The organism is Streptomyces sp. NPDC007088 (assembly GCF_042869355.1).
Lineage (GTDB): Bacteria > Actinomycetota > Actinomycetes > Streptomycetales > Streptomycetaceae > Streptomyces.
The window spans coordinates 12,896-28,515 of the sequence record NZ_JBIAFO010000040.1 but is presented as its reverse complement, the minus strand read 5'-3'; the positions used below and the strand labels follow the sequence as shown (position 1 = coordinate 28,515).

The following is a 15,620-nucleotide window of genomic DNA, read 5'->3' as shown; positions in this document are numbered from 1 at the left end:
CCCGCGGAGCGGGTCCCTTAGGGCGGCGCCCGAAGCAAGCGAACCACCGCGCTGCGCGCGGTGGTTGCGCTCCCGCTCTGCGGGAGCCTGACAGTCGGCTGCGCCGACTGCACAACCTGGCCGCTGCGGCCAGGTTGACGATCCGGGAGCTGCGCTCCCGGATCTGCGGGTCCGCTGCGCTCCCCCTCCTCGCCGGTCCTTCCGGCTGCGCCTCCAGGACTTCTGGGCCCGCTGACGCGGGCCTCGCTGGCTATAGGGGCCGGGCTTTGGGTGACAGTTCGTCAGCGGAACCACGCAGGGGTGGTGTGTTGTGTCTCGCCGACCAGTGGCGGGTGCTTCCCTTCTAGAAAAGTTTTGGTGATTCCGGAGATTTCTCTGTTGCCTCCACTCCGAGCTGGCAGGTGCGGCGGTTAACGGCGCGTCACATGACCCGTCTGCGCCGGTGTTGCATTGGACTCATTTTGTTGATTTGTGGGATACATCAGAGGGTGGTGTGGCCTCCTGACAGAGTGGATATGCCTACGTTCGGGTGTGGTGTGGCTCTGGAGGGCAAATGAGTGCCGAGGCTTTCGGCTCTATGGCTCTGTTGTTCAGTGAAGCGGCAGGACGTATCCGTGTCTCGGTCTCGGGGGTTCCTGAGGGCACGCATGCGCTGTCGGTGCCTGTACGGCGTGAGGGGGCAAACCGCCCGCCCCGCAATCGCCAAGGGCTGCTGCGTATCCAGGAAGTCGATCTGGTGACCGCTCGGGGGCAGCAGGCCTACGAGCCGCCTGAGGGTCTGGATAGCCGGCACTTGGTCTGGGTGTTGTCTGCGAAGCAGCGGCGCTCTTGGTCCACGGTGGTATCTCGTTTCGGCGACAGGGCGTGGGATGTAGCCCTGTCGCTGGTGCGGTGCGGAGGTGTGGTCCTGCGTTGCGCGGTTGACGACGACCTGGAGCTCGCCGGTCCGTTGGCATGGCGTCTGTCTCATTCGTGGGCTTTGCAGGCGGATAAGTTGCTGCAGGAGCTGCGCGGGTGGCGGGATCCCGACGAGGTGCGCAAGGAGCTGCTTGCGCTGACGGCGCCGGTGCCGGAGTTGGAGCACGAGCAGGCGTTGTTGGATGCCTGTCCGGCCGGTTCGGCGTTGAGGGTGCCTCAGGGAAGCGCGGTCGGGACTGAGGCTTGGTCTGCCTATGAGGCTGCGGTGCGTGCGGCTGCGGTGTGGTGGCCGGTGCACCGGGATGAAGAGCGGTTGTCTGCGAAGGAGTTGGCCGGTCTTGCGTTGAGTGGGTCGAAGAAGTGGACTCCTGCGCGGCAGACGGCGTTCGAGAACCTGGTCGGCATGAGTTTTGACCTGGCGCTCGATGAGGCTGATGTGGATATCCGGGTGCGGGGGCCTTTGCGGTGGCGGGTCGGTTCGGTTGCTGCGGATGCTGCGGTGGCTAAACCGTGGATTGCTCTGCCTGCTGAGGCTCTGCGGCTGGTGGGAGAAGTCGAGCATGGCGGGTGCGGGGTCTTTCTGGTGGAGAACTCCGAGACCTTTGAGCGCGTGTGTGGGATCCCGGAGATCACGTCGCAGTGGCTGTGCATCTGGGGCAAGGGGTACGTGACCAACAAGCTGATTGCCTTGCTGGAGTGGATGCGTCCGGAGCGGCTGGCCATCTGGGGAGACCTGGATGCTGACGGGATTGCCATCATCGATGACTTGTCCCGGCGGTTGGGCCGCAAGGTGCATGCGGTGGGGATGGAAGTGGAGATGTGGCGCGCTGGCCCTTACCGGGAGCAGGAACCCGATCAGTATCCGAAGGCCCGTGAGTTGGCGGCGCGGATGGCGGCGGAGGGTCCGGTGGAGTTGCGGGTGCTGGCTGCGGAGATCGCGGTCACGGGTGAGTCGTGTGAGCAGGAGCCGTTGCACAGGAAGGTGCTTCCTCGCCTGGTAGGGCTGTTGGAGGCGGTGCCGGCCGATGGATGAGCAGCTCGCGTTCGGGGATGGTGATCGGGAGGATCTGGCGGCGGCTGTTCAGTTGGCCAACTGGCGGGCGTTCATGGCTCCCGTTGCTGAGGATGCTGGTGCTGTGGCGCAGCATCCGGAGGTGGCGCGGGTGGCGCTTGCGATCTTGAAGGTGTTTGCCGAGCATGCCGGGGCGCATGGCCTTTCGAAGGCTGACGTCGTGCGGGCGTTGCAGGGCAATGCGCAGGGTTGGTCGGAGGAGCTGATCGGCCGTCGGTTGGCTGTCCTGATTCGGCTGGGATTTCTTGAGCCGTATCTTCTGAAGTCTCATCAGGACCGATATGTGGTGCGGCCTGCTGGGCTGGCGGGTGCTTTGGCGGCTGAACGGCTGGCGGAGCACGGGGGCGTTGATGAGTTGATCTTGCTGCTGGATCGGGCGAGGGCCGTGTTCGACCGCAGCAATCCCGATCCGGAGGCGGCGCTGGACTATCTGGTGTCGTGCCGGAACGCGTTGCAGGTGTTCGCGTTGGATCTGCAGCGGCAGATCGCTACCGGCACGACAGCCGAGTTGATGGAGTCGCATCGGCAGCATGATCATCAGGGGTTCACGCGCCAGGTGAAGGAACTGAACCAGCTGGTCACGGACCGGTTCAGTGGCGACTGGGCGCTCGAGGAGGCTGGTTCGGCTCTGATCGAGGCGGAGCAGTTCTATCGTCTGCAGGTCATGGCTGCTGCGGACAGGGTGCTCGAGCAGGGCGGTGGCAGTCTGAACTTTGACGTGCTGACCGTGAGGGAGTACGACCACGCCGCGGTCAAGGGTGACGTCGAGCTACTGTCGCAGGTGGGTACGGCGTTGGTGGCTGATGTGCCGGCGGTGTGGATTGAGCCGGCTCAGCTGATGGAGACGGTGGAGGGCTTCGCTCCCCGCTCTCGGGCACGCGTACGGCCCCTCGTGGTCGAAGATGAGGGCGAGGATGAGGATGATCCTTTGCAGTGGGCCGAAGCGGCGCACGCGCATCTGCAGGAGCGGCGTCGACTGCTGGCCGATGAGCTGTTGACAGTCGACGAGGAAGTGGATCTCACGCAGGCGCTGTATACGGCGGGGTGGCCTGCTGCGGCGTCGATCATCAGCGATGTGCTGGCGCTGAGTGACGATCCTGACGAGCCCTACGCGGTCGTCGTGGAGGACGTCGTGCTGGCCGATCCGGAGGCCTCTGTCACCTATCTGCATCCCTTGCGCCTTCGGCGCCAGGAGGCCGGTGAGAGGGGCGCGGATGGCTTCTGAACAGGGCGCCGTCAGCGGGGCGGATGAGGAAAGAGCGTTCCAAGCAGCGCTGCTTCTGGGGCGGTTGCGGGCTGCTGGCGTGACGTCGGCTGGGACGTCCGCTCCCGTAGCGGCTGCGGCCGCGGCTGCAGCCGCCCGGATCGGGCGCCGTGTGATCCGCGTGCACGGGGCGGGCGGTGCGGCCGATGTGCTGGTCTTGGGGTGGGACGGTGAGACGGCCCCGGCTGCCGGCAGCCTGACGACGGGAGGGCGGCTGGGTCTGTCGCCGGTTCCGACCCTGGTGTGGGCGGTCTGCCTGCGCGCGGCGTGGCCGCGGCCTGAGCGCTCGCCGTACCCGGGCGGACCGTTCAGGCGTGCCGACATTGTGTCGCTGTGTTCTCAGCTGGGCGCGGATGGCGAAGCGGTGAAGCAGGCGGTCGACCGGACCCTGCCGGAGGCCGGCCTGATCGCTGTGGACGGGGATGAGTTGCGGCTGGGGGCGGCTGTTGCGGCGTTGCCTGCTGTGGTGGTGGAGGGCCTGCGCCGCGGGCACCATCTCCTGCCGGCTCCCCTGGCGGATGCGCGGGCGGGTGATCGGGAGCCGACGTCGGTGGTACCGCCGCATGAGGTGCCGGCCGATGCCGAGCCGACGCACGAGATGTCCGATTGGTATGTGCTGCGGTCCGCCATCGCCACGCTGGAGACGGCGCGCAGGCCGGTGCCCCGGGGTGAGCTGCTGATGCTGGCGGACCCGGCGATGCGGGCCGCGGTGGAGCGGGCCTTGCTGCCGTGCGGGCGGCAGCTGCGGCAGACGGCGGACGGCAATTGGATCACCGGGTTTTGTGATCCGCTCGCCGATGCGCTGGTGGCCGAGGGGGTTGGGACCCTCGCCGCGGTGGACCGGGCGGTGCTGGCCTTGGTCCTCTTGCACACGGTGGCGATTCCGAGGGCTCAGGGGCGGCACCGGCACAACCGCTGGACGGGGGAAGCCCACACCGTCACCCTGGCAGAGCTCGCCTCCAACCGGCGGATCTCCAAGGCCGCGATGAGAGCCGCGCTGCGCAGACTGCGGGCAGCGGGCATGGTCGCGGAGGCCACCACGGGCCGCTATCTCCCCGGCCCCGCCTTGGACCGCATGAGCGAGGCCCGCAGCAACCTGCTCTGGGAGGATCTGATCCTGGTCGGTCGGCCGGACGGGCAGTTGGCCGCCGCTATCCGGCGGCGGCGTGGCCTCGATGCGCCTCCTGGCGAGTTGCCCGATGGACCGACAGAGACGGACCGCATGTGAGTCAGCAGATCCAAAGTGCACGTGGCAAGCGTGGGGTGATCGGCACCCGTCAGCTGGTCGCTGTCCAGACGTTCTCCATTGCCCGTCTGACCTCCCACCCGGTAGCCATCGTCCCCGGTACCTTCGTCGCGGTAACCGGGCGGGGGCCGAAGGACTCCAATGAGTCGGGCAAGACCAGCTTCCTGGCCGCCCTGGCCCTGTTGCTAGGGGATCCGGAATGGCGCATGACGGGCGGCGGCTCTGTACACGCGCCCAAGCTGCTGTTCGAGCCCGTCACGGCCGGTGCGTCACCGGAGGTGAACGAGGCCGCATCGGTGGGCTATGTCGTGGGTGTCTTCGCCGAACCCGAGGATCCGGGGGGTAGTGCGCACACCGTGTGGCTGCAGATATCGACCAAGTCGCCGCACATCGAGGTACGGCATGAGGAAGGGGTGCACCTGCTGCTCAGCGGAGACGATCGGAGCCAGCACGAGCTGGCTCCGGAGTTCTTCCGCGCGCTCGGCGGGAAGCTCCTGGGCGCCACGGACTACGCGGAAGTCCTCTATGGCCGCGCCCCGCGTCTGCTCGCCTACATCATCAGCCGCGGCGGCATGCGGTCGCGGCCCTCCTTGCTGAAACTGGATGCGGGCACCTTCACTCCCGTGCAGATCGGGGAGGCGCTGCTCGATCTCACCGGCAAGGCCGGCATGCTCGCCAACGACGTACAGGCCCGCAAGAAGCTGGCCGAGACGCAGAAGAACCTGGCTGACAAGCTGGCCGATGCCGAGAAGTCCTGGCGCGAAGAGGAGATCATCCTTCACTCTGTCGACACCCGGGAGCGGGCCCGGGTGGAAACCGGCCGCGCTCACCACTTCTGGCGCCTGGCATCGGCGCGTGCCGCCCTTGATGCCGTCGTCTACGAGCGCCGTATCAGCAGCAGCCTCGCCCGCGTCGAGGCTGATCTGGAAGCGCTGGCTGGGCAGCATGATGCGGTGCAGGGCCAGCTCACCGAGGCCCGTGACATCAACCAGCTTCAGCACACGGCCCGTTCCGCGCAGGTGCGCAGCGACGGGCTCCAGCGGGAGGTGGAGGAAGCCAGCGAGAAGCTGGGACAGCTCCGAGGCGACCTGGAACGGGCGCAGAAGGATCAGCGCCAGGCGCGGCAACAGGCCGAGGACTATGCCGGCCCCTCCCCCACCGAGCTCGCCGACCACGTCCGCGATCAGGAGGCGCGCCAGCTTCAGGTGAACGCGGAACTCCTGCTGGCAGAGGATCGTGTACGTGCCGTGGAGCGGGAGCTCGCCGAGGCCCGGGAGGGGCGCACTGGACAGGCGGGCGCGGTGCTGCGGGCCCTGGAGGGGGCCTCATCCCACCGGGCGGTGGGACTGATGGCGACCACCCGGATCCATCCTGACGCGCGGCCCTTGTGGGAGGCACGCCTGGCGCCGTGGAGAGAGGCAGTGTGTGTCGCCTCCGATGCTCTGGAGGACGCCACCCAGGCGGTGAGCGGTCTGCCCGGGACCATCCTCATCTGCGGGCCTACCAGTGAACCGGCGGCCGGTCCCGGCGTCCCGGACGGCTTGCCCGAGGGAATCCTGGACGCCGACCGGCTGGCGGCGCCGTTCCTGCATGCCCTGGTCGATGCCACCGAAGTGGCGGTTCCTCCGCATGCCTGGCTGTCTGGGCTGGGCGTTCGCGTCATCGGAGGCTTCGACAAGCCGATCGCCGGCCAGGAGGACATCTGCGCCCACCTGGAAGGGCAGCTGGACCAGGCCCGATCCCAGCACTCCACGCTGGAGACCCGTGCCGGTCTGCACCTGCGCCGGATCACCGAACTGCGCCGCGACATCGAACGGGCCGAGGCCCAAGAGCTCGTACGGCAGCTCGGACCCAAGGTCCGCGAGCTGGAGGAGGCCCTCGCCCAGCACACTGCCGCGCTGCCCGGGCTGCGGACGTCGGCCAAAGAGGCCAGTGATGCGGCGTATGAGGCCCAGACGGCGTTTCGCACCGCCAAGGACCGCGCTCAGAAGCTCGTGGACGTGCTGCGGAAGGTGAAGGACGACAGGGCTCAGGCGCAGCGCAGGAAGGGCAAGCTGGAGGAGCTCCGCAGGACGCCGGGCACCGACCGGGCACGGATGATCTGGACGGGCTCTGAGGAAGAGGCATTGGAGGAGCTCAACTGGAGCTGCCTGCCCGACGATGATCCCGGTGCGGAGCCGGCGGATGGCATCGGCGCTTATGCCGTTGTGCCGCGGGACGCGGAGCGCCCGGCCGAGGTCCGCACCAGTGCGGATCTTCGCAGCGAGAGCCGGTCGCGTCTGGCGGCCGCGCTGACGAGGCTCGCCGCGGACACGGCGACCACCGGTGTGGCCACCGTGGAAATCGCCGACGCGCTGCGTCACCACGAGGCACACACCGATGATCCGCACGACAGAATCTTCCGGAGCTCGCTAACTGCGCTGAAGACGTGGCTTGATGAGTACCAGGAGCGGGATGCAGGGGCTCGGGAGCAAGTGGAGGCCAAGCGGCGGGAGCGAAAGGACGAGCGGAGCTACCTCCAGGACCTCGTCCAGGAGTCACGTCAGGCCCTCGCCGAAACCCAGGAATCCATCAAGGAACGGGTGCACAGTGCGCTCAAGCGCATCAGCGACCAGCTCAACCTGCTGCACAGCAAGGAGGGGTACGCAGCTGACTTGGTCTATAACGTCAGCGAGCCGGAGAGCGCCGAGGGGCAGTGGATCTGCCATGTCGTGCCCCGGTGGCAGCGCAATCCCGGCGGCTCCTTGCTGGCCTATGATGCGCCCACCAACACCGCCCAGGAGAAGCTGTTCTCCATCCATCTCGTCCTCGCTGCCTTGCTGGCCGCGCCCGACGCGAGAGGCCGCGTCCTCATCCTCGACGAACTCGGTGACTCACTCGGCGCGGAGCACCGTCGTGAGGTGATCGCCGCGTTGCGTGATGCCGCGCGGGAGCACGGCATCACCGTGTTGGCCACCTGCCAGGATGGTCTGATGGCGGACGTGGGGCCTATGTGTGGCCAGATCCTGCAGTTCCGCTACTACTCGAAATCCGACCCGCTGAACCGGCCCACTGCCATGTTCGGGTTTGACGCCAACCGGCGCCGTATCAAGCTAACCCTGGACCATCTCGTCGCAAGCCGGTCCTGACCGGTGTGTGCTCGCTGGCTGAGCGGTGCCGGCCCCGGCTGTGGCACGGGAAAGCTGCAGCCTTCGAAGCAGCCTGGGAATCCACAGAAGGCGGCTGACGAGTGCGTGCGCCTGGTGCGAGCGGCTTGCTGGGCGCGCTACGGAGCTTGTGTCTGAGTCAGTTGCTGTGCGCCAAGCGGGGCCGGCCGTTCCCGGGAGGTCGGCGGTCGTAGCCTGTCCTTCCTGGCGCCCTTGCTGCGGCAGGAAGCCTGCCTCATCCGTCCTCATCAGGTTTCAGCCCCGTCTGCCGAGCGATTCGCTCCAGTTGTGGCGTCCAGGGTTTGTCAGGCATCAGATCGTTGAATGCTTCCATCCCGAAGTAGAGCAGCATGAACGCCACGAATGGGGACAACTCGTTGGGGTTTGGTGCCTTCCCGTAGCGAGGACTGTCGTAGAGGCGAACAGCTTCGTCGGAGCTGTCGTCGAAGAAGGCGCGAGCCGCAGCGATCCCAGAGTGGGACAACTGAGTCTCGCTAGTCCAGATCTCCAGCAGGCCGTTGCCAAGGCGCCCCAGAAGCTTGCCCGTCGCGGCGAATTCATTGGCAGAGTTGGACGGGACCACCGCCGCTGCGACGGCATCCGCCACCGCTGCCACCTCCCTGTCGTACGTGAACACGTCGCCTGCGTCCACGGCCTTCCGCAGCCTTCCGTGCGTGTACTGGAAGGCTTTGTTCATGGAGTCGGCCGCGTCCTCGCCGTCACGGGCCAGCCATTGAAGCTGCGCCATGTACTCGATCATCAGACGACGGTTGGGGGCGGCCTCATGCCCAAGTCCATGACGATGCAGGAGCACAACGGCACACGCCTGGCGGTGCAGCGCCGCCACGAGCCCCCACCCGATGACAAAGGGTCGGTGCTCAGACTCCGCAGGAGCGTATTGCCCGACATCTTGTTTCAGCAGCTCAGTGAGGCCTTGCAGGCCCTGGGTCGCCCGCTCGTTGCGCTGCTCAGGAGAGAGATCCACAGAACAACCATCCCGCAATCCACGGGCACAACGCATCAAGATAGAGGGCCTGCAGTCAGTCACTGCGCTCGGACGTCGGCCACCGCAGATGCAGACCTTGCGTCACTGTCTGGCCATTCAAGGGCGGAGCACTGCGAGCCGTCCACCCGGGGCGGCGGCTTCCTGGTGCACCGCACTGATTCCGGGCTCTCGGCCCGGTCCGTGCCAGCAGAGTCCCCGCCGTTCGGGTGAGCGCCGAATCCGGCTTGCAGCACGGGCTGCCCGAACGAGCAGGGCTATGGGAGGGCTGCGGGCGGAGTGGCTTCGTCGGTCCAGTCGCCGTCGAACAGGGCCGCCACCAAGGCCGCACGCTCAGTGGGGAGTTGCCCGGCTCGATGCTTGGTGCGGGTTTTGGCAAGCCACGGACCGATCCTGACCTGCTCACCGTCGACGGTGATGTCCTCACGGGCAGTGGGGGCCCGGCGCTCGCGATGCAGAAAGAGCTCGAGGATCTGTACAGTCTGGGCGAAGGTGCGGCGAGAGCGAGGGGCCGCTGCAAGTGGGGGGGTCTCGGGGGTAAGGCCGAGGTCCGTCATCAGGTGCCGCTGGCCGGTGGCAAGGGTGGTCCACTGGGAGAGCTGGCGGTGCAGCCAGCTGCCGATCTTCACGGATCCGAGGACGGCGTCGCGATGAAGGGCCGCTAGATCGTTCCCAGCAGCCAGATGAGCGCGCAGCAGGTGAAATTTGCGGTGCCAATCCGGGCCGAACGGCAGCTGCCAGTCGGAGTCGATGGCCGCGAGGTCGGCTGCACGCTGCGGTTCGAGCTGGCTCCTGGCGGCCAGTTGGCGCTGCTCGGCGAGCCAGGCCCCGACGGGCGTGGTGGTGGGCGCGGCGAGATGGCCGTGGTTGCGGTGGGAGTCGGCGGCGGCGGCAAGGCGGGCGCGCCAGGCTGCGTCGTGTTTGTCCCAGATCATGCCGAGGGCATCGAGTTCGGCGATCCAGTCCTCCTCGAGGCGGCCGGCGGCGCGGGCCTCGCGTGTGGTGGTGATGAAGGCGCCCAGGTCGTAGCCGACGGGGTCGAGGTGGTCGGTGGGGACGTCGAGGTGGCCGTGAGTGTTGTGGAAGGCCTGCGCGGCAGCCAGGCCCCGGCGGCGGGAGCGGCTGAGGGAGCCGCGGGGGTTGAAGGCGATGAGGTCCATGGCCTGGGCGATGCGTTCGGGGTGGAGGGTGAAGTCGAAGTGCCAGCGGTGCTGGATGATGCGGCTGGTCTCGGCCGTCAGGCGGTTGGTCTTCGTGGGCAGGCGTTCGAGGATGCGGTAGTCGTGGCTGGCGAGGGCTGCGCTGATGGCCCAGACAGGCTCGTAGGGGGTGCCGAGGATGTCTTCAGGGTCTGCGCCCGGCGGGATGTAGACGGGGACGACGAGGTTGGCGGTCTTGCCGCTGACGTCCAGGCGCAGGGCCCTGCCCAGGCCCTGGACGCAGCGGACGATGCTGCTGGTGGGGTCGGCGAAGACGACGGCGTCGACGCTGGGGATGTCGACACCTTCGGCGATCACCTTGGCGTTGGCCAGGACGGCCCTCTTCGAGGCGGCGAAACGGGCGAAGAGCGCGGTGCGTTCTTCGGGTGTGTGGTCGCCGTGGACGAAGAAAGTGTCCGGGTCCAGGCCAGGGAAGGTGTCGGGCTGGGCGTGGCGCAGGCGCCGCAGGGTGTGGCCGAGTTCGGTGGCGAACCGTCTGGCGTCTTCGACCAGGTGGAAGAAGATCAGCACTCTGCGCAGGGAGTGCTGGGCCATGGCGTTGAGGACGGCGAGGTGCAGCGCGCTGGTGCGCAGGGCGTCCGTGGCGTCGGTGGTGGTGGCGGGCTGGTTGAGGCGGGTGCGCAGTTCAGCGTCGGTGATCGTGGGGACGACGATGCGGTAGTCCGCGGCCACCCCGTCGGCGATGGCCTGCGCAAGGGGGTACTCGAAGACCTTTTTGCCGTAGACGGCTTCGTTGTCCATCGAGTTCTCCGCCGTGCCGGGGTCGGACGGTGAGCTGATGCGGCCTGTGCGGGCCGGGGCTGCGGAGCCGGTGAGGTCGGGTGCGGCGAAACTGCGGGGGGTGGCGGTCATGTAGAGGCGCCGGTCCGCGAGGATGCGCCGGCTGTCGTTGGCGATGGCCCACTTCTTGTCCGGCCGGCCGGCGATGCGGTGGGCCTCGTCCATGACCGCCAGGTCGAACGGAGGTACCGGGTAGCGGGCGTGCTGGGCTGCCTCGATCTTGTCGAGCGAGTCGTAGGTGCAGATCACAGTGAGGGCGGGCAGTTGGTCGGGCTCCTCCCCCACGACCGACATCAAAGCGGCCAGGGACTGGGCGCTGCCGGTCGATCCGATGCGGTGGGCGGCAAGGCCGCCGTGGGCGGAGGTGTCCATGGAGGACACGATCACCATGTGCTCCAGGTGGCCGTCGCGGCGCCAGGCGAGGGCTGTCTGGGCGGCCAGGTCGAGGGTGGGGACGACGACCAGGACCAGGCGTGCGTCGAGAGCGTCGGCGGCCCGGATGGACACCAGTGTCTTGCCGGTGCCCGTCGCCGAGACGTACAGAGCCCGGCTGCGTGGCCGCCGCAGATGGCGCACGACCGCGTCGAGCCCCCGCTTCTGGTGCGGGAAGAGGCTGATGCGTTCGAGATCCTGTGGAGTGGATCTGGTCATGGCGATGGGCGGTCCGTGTTCTGATGCGGTTGCTATAGGCAGCCGCTTAGTCGGCCGCAGCGGGTGCGGTGGGCGTGCTGTTCGTCTGTGTGGGCAGGGACGCGGTGGGGGCGGCGGTCTGCTGGGCGAGCTTTCGGTAGCCGGTGGCCGTGATGGTGTGCCAGGACAGGTAGAAGCCGGCAGTCAAGAGCAGGCCCAGGACTGTGATCAGGACAAGGAGCGGCGTGCGGTGCTCTATGTCGTAACGAAGGAGGGCCAAGTCGCTGGCAACGGTGAGTAGGGCGGTGTTGAGGGTCCAGCCGCGGCAGATCCTCATTCGGGAGCGGGCATAGTCAGCCAGCGCTAGCAGGGCGGGCTCGGCGCTCAGGGAGAGGCGAGCCTGGGCATAGAGGCTGTCGGAGGGAAAGGAGGTTTTGCGCAGGCGTCGGCGGATGGGGGCGAGGGTTCTGTCGGCAGCGCGGTCAGCGAGTATGCCCAGCGCATAGGCAGCAGCAAGGCATACTGCAGCGGCTGGCGTTGAGCCTGCTACTGGGGCTGCCTTGGCTGCGGTCTGCGGTCCCGCGGCCGCCACGGCCAGCAAAGCCAGGCCGGAGAGGAAACCGATGCCCACAACCAGCACTTCCACGAACATGGCTGTGGCAGCGGCGAGGGCGGGGGGCTGAGGTTGTGCTGCGCTCACCGGCGCACTCTCCAAATCCGGGCCATGTCGTCGAGCCACCGGTCTTCCAAGCTGCCCTCCCAGGTCTCCTGTAGGTCGTAGCGGGCGTTGGCCAGCCGTTCAAATATGATCAGGCTCTCAGGTTGACTGACAAGCAGGTAGCGGCCGTGCTCGAGGAACTGTTCACTGGCCGGTCCATACTCCTCATAGAGGCGTTCGAGGCGGGGACGTTGCTCTTCGGCGAACTCCACCAGCCGGTCGGCATAGCCTGGCTCGTCTCCGATGGAGTCGAGGAGCACGTCGACGACGTCTTGTGACAGCTCCCGGTCGTAGGGGTGGAGGCTGAAGGTCTGGTAGATGCGCTCGGCCTCGGCGAGGAGACGGTTGTTACGGCTGAAGTCGGGGTGCTCGTCCAACGCTTTGACCCCCCGTTCGACCTCCGAGTCGTACAGCTCTACCAGGGCGATCAAACGGTACAGCGAGCGTCTGACATCGGAGGGGATGTCGGTGGTGACCCCTGGCTTGTACATCAGCGAGTGCGACATGCGCGCCCATACGTCTGCGGCTTCGGTGCGGATCTGCACTTCGCACTCGTAGGGCACGCCGTCTGGATCCATCTCTTCCCCGCGAGGGCGGATTTGAACGTGGAGGCGGGGGTACTCGAGACGATCTTCAGCCCCGGGCTTCTTGCGGTCGTCTTCGACGCGGACGACGGTGAAATTGCTGGTGACCATGTCCAGCGCGCGGTCCAGGAGTGAGGAGTATGGAACCACTATCCGGATGCCCGCTTTGTCTGTTATCTCCTTCCAAGGGTCGGTGTAGGGCTTGTGGTGAGCCTTCTTGATGAAGCTGCTGACCTCTTTCGCCCGCGGGGAGATCTGGCAGTTCAGGTGTAGGCGGGCGGCCCGGCGGCGCATGTAGGCAGCGGTCAGCTCGGCCATCGCCTCGATACGGGGGCGCTCTTGGCGGTAGCGGTGGTACGCCTCAGTGACGGTCAGCGGCACTGTCATCGAAGACAGACTCGGCCTGCGCGGCCTCGCCAGTGGGGCGGTCGCCGCTACGGCGCGCCTTGCCCTGGCCGAAGCTGCGGGTCGAGGTCATGACGCCGGTCACGGTCAGACGCATCCGGCCGTCCTGCAGGTCGGCAAACTGAACCGTTCCGTGATCCACGGCCTCGAGCGGGGAGACGAGAAACGCACCGTTGTCGAACTCAACGCGCATTTTGCGCAGCTTCGGCTCTACCAACTCGAGGTCCTTGTCGAACGTCTGCTCGGGCAGCTCGTTCTCCCGGAGGAACTCCGCGAAGTCGTCCCGATGCGGCGGCTGCAGGTGCGTCTTGATGAAGGCGTCCGGGTCGAGTACCGGCGTCGGGCTCTGCAGTTCGACGAGCAGCGCCATCAGATAGGCGATCCGAGTGTCGGCATCGGAGAACCGTGAGTTGATCCACTCCACGGCCGCGTCGTGGAAGCGGAGGGTGACCTCACGGGGCTCGTTCTTGAGCTGGCATCCGAGGAACTTCTCCCGGAAGAACTTGGCCAGGGCCTTGCCCGTCATCTGCTTGTCGGCGGCCCATCCCTCCATAGGGTCCTCGCTGAGGCCGGCAACGGAGAACAAGGCGATCTTGTAGACCCTGGATGCCTCCGTAAGCAGCAGGTTCGCAAAGTACTGGACATCGAAGGTACGCAGGCCTTCGTCCGTGACGATCTCCGTAGCCTGCACCCCGGTCTCGCGTTCCAGCTTGACCATCAGCAGCGTCTTGAAGCCGTCGAGCTTCGCGGCAGCCACCAGCAGCAACCCGTCGGAACTCGTGCCGGGCTGGCTGGTATGCAGCAGCTGCGCGATCTCCTTCGAAGTCTCCACGAGATCCGACCGGCCCTCGAGATACGCGCGGACCTGATCCGGCAATACCGCCTTGAGCTCGGGGTCGACCACCACCTCACGGCCACGGTTGACGAGGACGTCACTCAGCTTGAGCTGCAGCTCAGCGCGGACGGTATGCGTCAGGCCGCAGACTGCATCGCTCAGCTGAACCTTGGCAGGCATGGGGCCGGACTTCATCCTGCGCGGGATCGCGTGCACGATCGCCTGCTCGATAACCAGATCCGCAAAATCTGACCGCATTCGGCCCCCGCCCGCAATGTTCCAAAATGGTTCGCCGTCGTGAATCACCAGGCCGTCCGTGCGACCCTCGCCCTCGCTCTCCATCCCCTGATGGAGAGCCATGGGTTTTGCAGAGGAATAGCACCTTGTCGCCGGCCCCCCGGAAAACCTGCGCTCATCGTATCGGAACGTAATCGTCAGGATACCGAGGACCGAACAGATCGACGACAGCTACTCCCGCCGGCCGTATCAGCCCAGAGTGTTGGCAGCAGAGTACGGGGACCACGGTGACGATTCGCAAGGGCCGCCGTCGGGCGGGTCCCGGCGCTGCGCAGGGAGACAGGGGCCTGCTTCAGTACGAGCGTGCGCGGGGCCCGTAATCGGGAGGCGGCCATCCCTTCTTGTACGCATCGATCGTGCGCCGGGTATGGGGAGGGGGATGAGGGCAGCCCTGCATGAGGTCGGGCTCTCGCATCGCCCAGGACAGGGCGTAATGGGCGGGACTGAAGGGCCAGATCGTTTTCGGCGGCTTCGCCGGGGCGCGTGAGCCCTTGCGCCGCTTGGGGCGGGGTGGCTGGGGCGGGCATAGTCTGCAGCTTTCAGCGAAGTCCGTCAGGCCGGGCAGGCCGGTGCTGCCCAGCGGGTCGGTGAACAGTGCACCGCCGGTTCCGGAGGTCAGTCGCCATGTAAAGGTGGCGGCCAGTAGCAGGGGGCGTGCCCATGAGGGGACGTGGTGGGTCATGCAGCCCTGGCGTAGTCCGTCGTCGTGGAGGGTGAGGGTGGAGGCGTCCGGGGCGAGGTCGCGGACGTGGGCGGTGGCCAGTTGCGTGACGGAGGCCGCGGTGAAGACGGCGGTGGCCAGCTCGGCCGCCAGGTGGGGATGGGCGCTGGCGCGGTGCAGTCGGTGGGCGACCTCGGCCTCGGTGAGGGCCGGCAGGACGGGTGCGAAGAAGTCCCGGTCTTCGGCCATGGGCGCCCTGCACTGGCAGGGGCGGGTGGCCGAGTCGAAGGCGTTGAGCGTGGTCAGGGCGGGCAGGTTGAGCCACCGGTTGGCCAACGGCCTGCGCGTGGCGGGCTCCGGTGGCGTAGCGGTGGGCGGTTCTGCCGCGGGTAGGAGGGCGGTCGCCTCCGCTACATGGTAGGCAACGCCGACCAGGGCTCGCTCGACGGGCGCGGGAACGTACCGGGTGTGGCAGACCAGCGCCAGCCGGAGACCGGTGCGGTGACGCAGCTGCAGCAGGGCCCCGAGGCGGTGAGGAGTGAGGAAGTGAGCGCGCAGGAGCATCAGGTGGCTGGTGCGGGTAGCGAGGATCCAGGCCGCCGCCAGTGTCCAGGCGGGGGCCGTGTCGAGCTGGCGGTAGCCGGGTACGGGTACGGGCTTGTCCAGGGCGGCGAGGATGTCGTAGGCCAGGGTGAGACTGGAGTCGGTGCCGGGAGTGGGGTGGACGGTGAGTCTTCCGGCTTCGGGGGCGTGTACGGCCAGGGCGGCGCGAGTGTGGATCAGGTCGTCGCCAGGATCGAGGATGACGGTGACCGGAGGCGGGTTGTCGCAGCTGAGCATG

Annotated in this window: 10 protein-coding genes; 4 read left to right on the top strand and 6 right to left on the bottom strand. The window is 67.4% G+C overall.

Going from position 1 to position 15,620, the window contains the following annotated elements; translation table 11 throughout:
- Positions 1-553: 553 nt before the first annotated feature.
- Genes ACFYMP_RS32015 through ACFYMP_RS32000 form a run of 4 tightly spaced genes read left to right on the top strand, consistent with a single transcriptional unit; the run spans position 554 to position 7,628 of the window.
- Positions 554-1,951, top strand: coding sequence for a Wadjet anti-phage system protein JetD domain-containing protein (locus tag ACFYMP_RS32015; protein ID WP_388864181.1), 1,398 nt, complete (start codon positions 554-556; stop codon positions 1,949-1,951).
- Entirely contained in the window at positions 1,944-3,215 is a 1,272-nt protein-coding gene (locus ACFYMP_RS32010; protein ID WP_388864179.1) for a hypothetical protein, read from the top strand. The genes ACFYMP_RS32015 and ACFYMP_RS32010 overlap by 8 nt, the downstream gene beginning before the upstream one ends.
- Positions 3,205-4,482: a hypothetical protein gene (locus tag ACFYMP_RS32005; RefSeq protein WP_388864177.1), complete on the top strand. Its 1,278-nt coding sequence runs from the start codon at positions 3,205-3,207 to the stop codon at positions 4,480-4,482. Before ACFYMP_RS32010 ends, ACFYMP_RS32005 begins: the two co-directional genes overlap by 11 nt.
- Positions 4,479-7,628 carry a hypothetical protein gene (locus ACFYMP_RS32000; protein ID WP_135067639.1) on the top strand — a complete coding sequence of 1,050 codons (3,150 nt, stop codon included), beginning with the start codon at positions 4,479-4,481 and terminating at the stop codon, positions 7,626-7,628. The genes ACFYMP_RS32005 and ACFYMP_RS32000 overlap by 4 nt, the downstream gene beginning before the upstream one ends.
- 253 nt (positions 7,629-7,881) lie before the next feature.
- Here ACFYMP_RS32000 and ACFYMP_RS31995 read toward each other — a convergent pair whose 3' ends face one another.
- The 6 genes from ACFYMP_RS31995 to ACFYMP_RS31970 form a co-directional block, all read right to left on the bottom strand.
- Positions 7,882-8,631, bottom strand: coding sequence for a hypothetical protein (locus tag ACFYMP_RS31995; RefSeq protein WP_135067637.1), 750 nt, complete (start codon positions 8,629-8,631; stop codon positions 7,882-7,884).
- 275 nt (positions 8,632-8,906) lie between these two features.
- Positions 8,907-11,300, bottom strand: a complete 2,394-nt coding sequence (locus tag ACFYMP_RS31990) for a Helicase associated domain protein (protein ID WP_388864175.1) — start codon at positions 11,298-11,300, stop codon at positions 8,907-8,909.
- Positions 11,301-11,346: 46 nt separating this feature from the next.
- Positions 11,347-11,979 (bottom strand): hypothetical protein, encoded by a 633-nt coding sequence (locus ACFYMP_RS31985; RefSeq protein WP_388864173.1) that lies wholly within the window; start codon positions 11,977-11,979, stop codon positions 11,347-11,349.
- On the bottom strand, positions 11,976-12,968 hold the full coding sequence (locus tag ACFYMP_RS31980; RefSeq protein ID WP_355154567.1) for a hypothetical protein: 993 nt from the start codon (positions 12,966-12,968) through the stop codon (positions 11,976-11,978). Before ACFYMP_RS31980 ends, ACFYMP_RS31985 begins: the two co-directional genes overlap by 4 nt.
- Positions 12,943-14,181 (bottom strand): nucleoid-associated protein, encoded by a 1,239-nt coding sequence (locus tag ACFYMP_RS31975; protein WP_388864170.1) that lies wholly within the window; start codon positions 14,179-14,181, stop codon positions 12,943-12,945. Before ACFYMP_RS31975 ends, ACFYMP_RS31980 begins: the two co-directional genes overlap by 26 nt.
- 229 nt (positions 14,182-14,410) lie before the next feature.
- Positions 14,411-15,619, bottom strand: a complete 1,209-nt coding sequence (locus ACFYMP_RS31970; RefSeq protein WP_388864168.1) for a hypothetical protein — start codon at positions 15,617-15,619, stop codon at positions 14,411-14,413.
- Position 15,620: the final 1 nt, after the last annotated feature.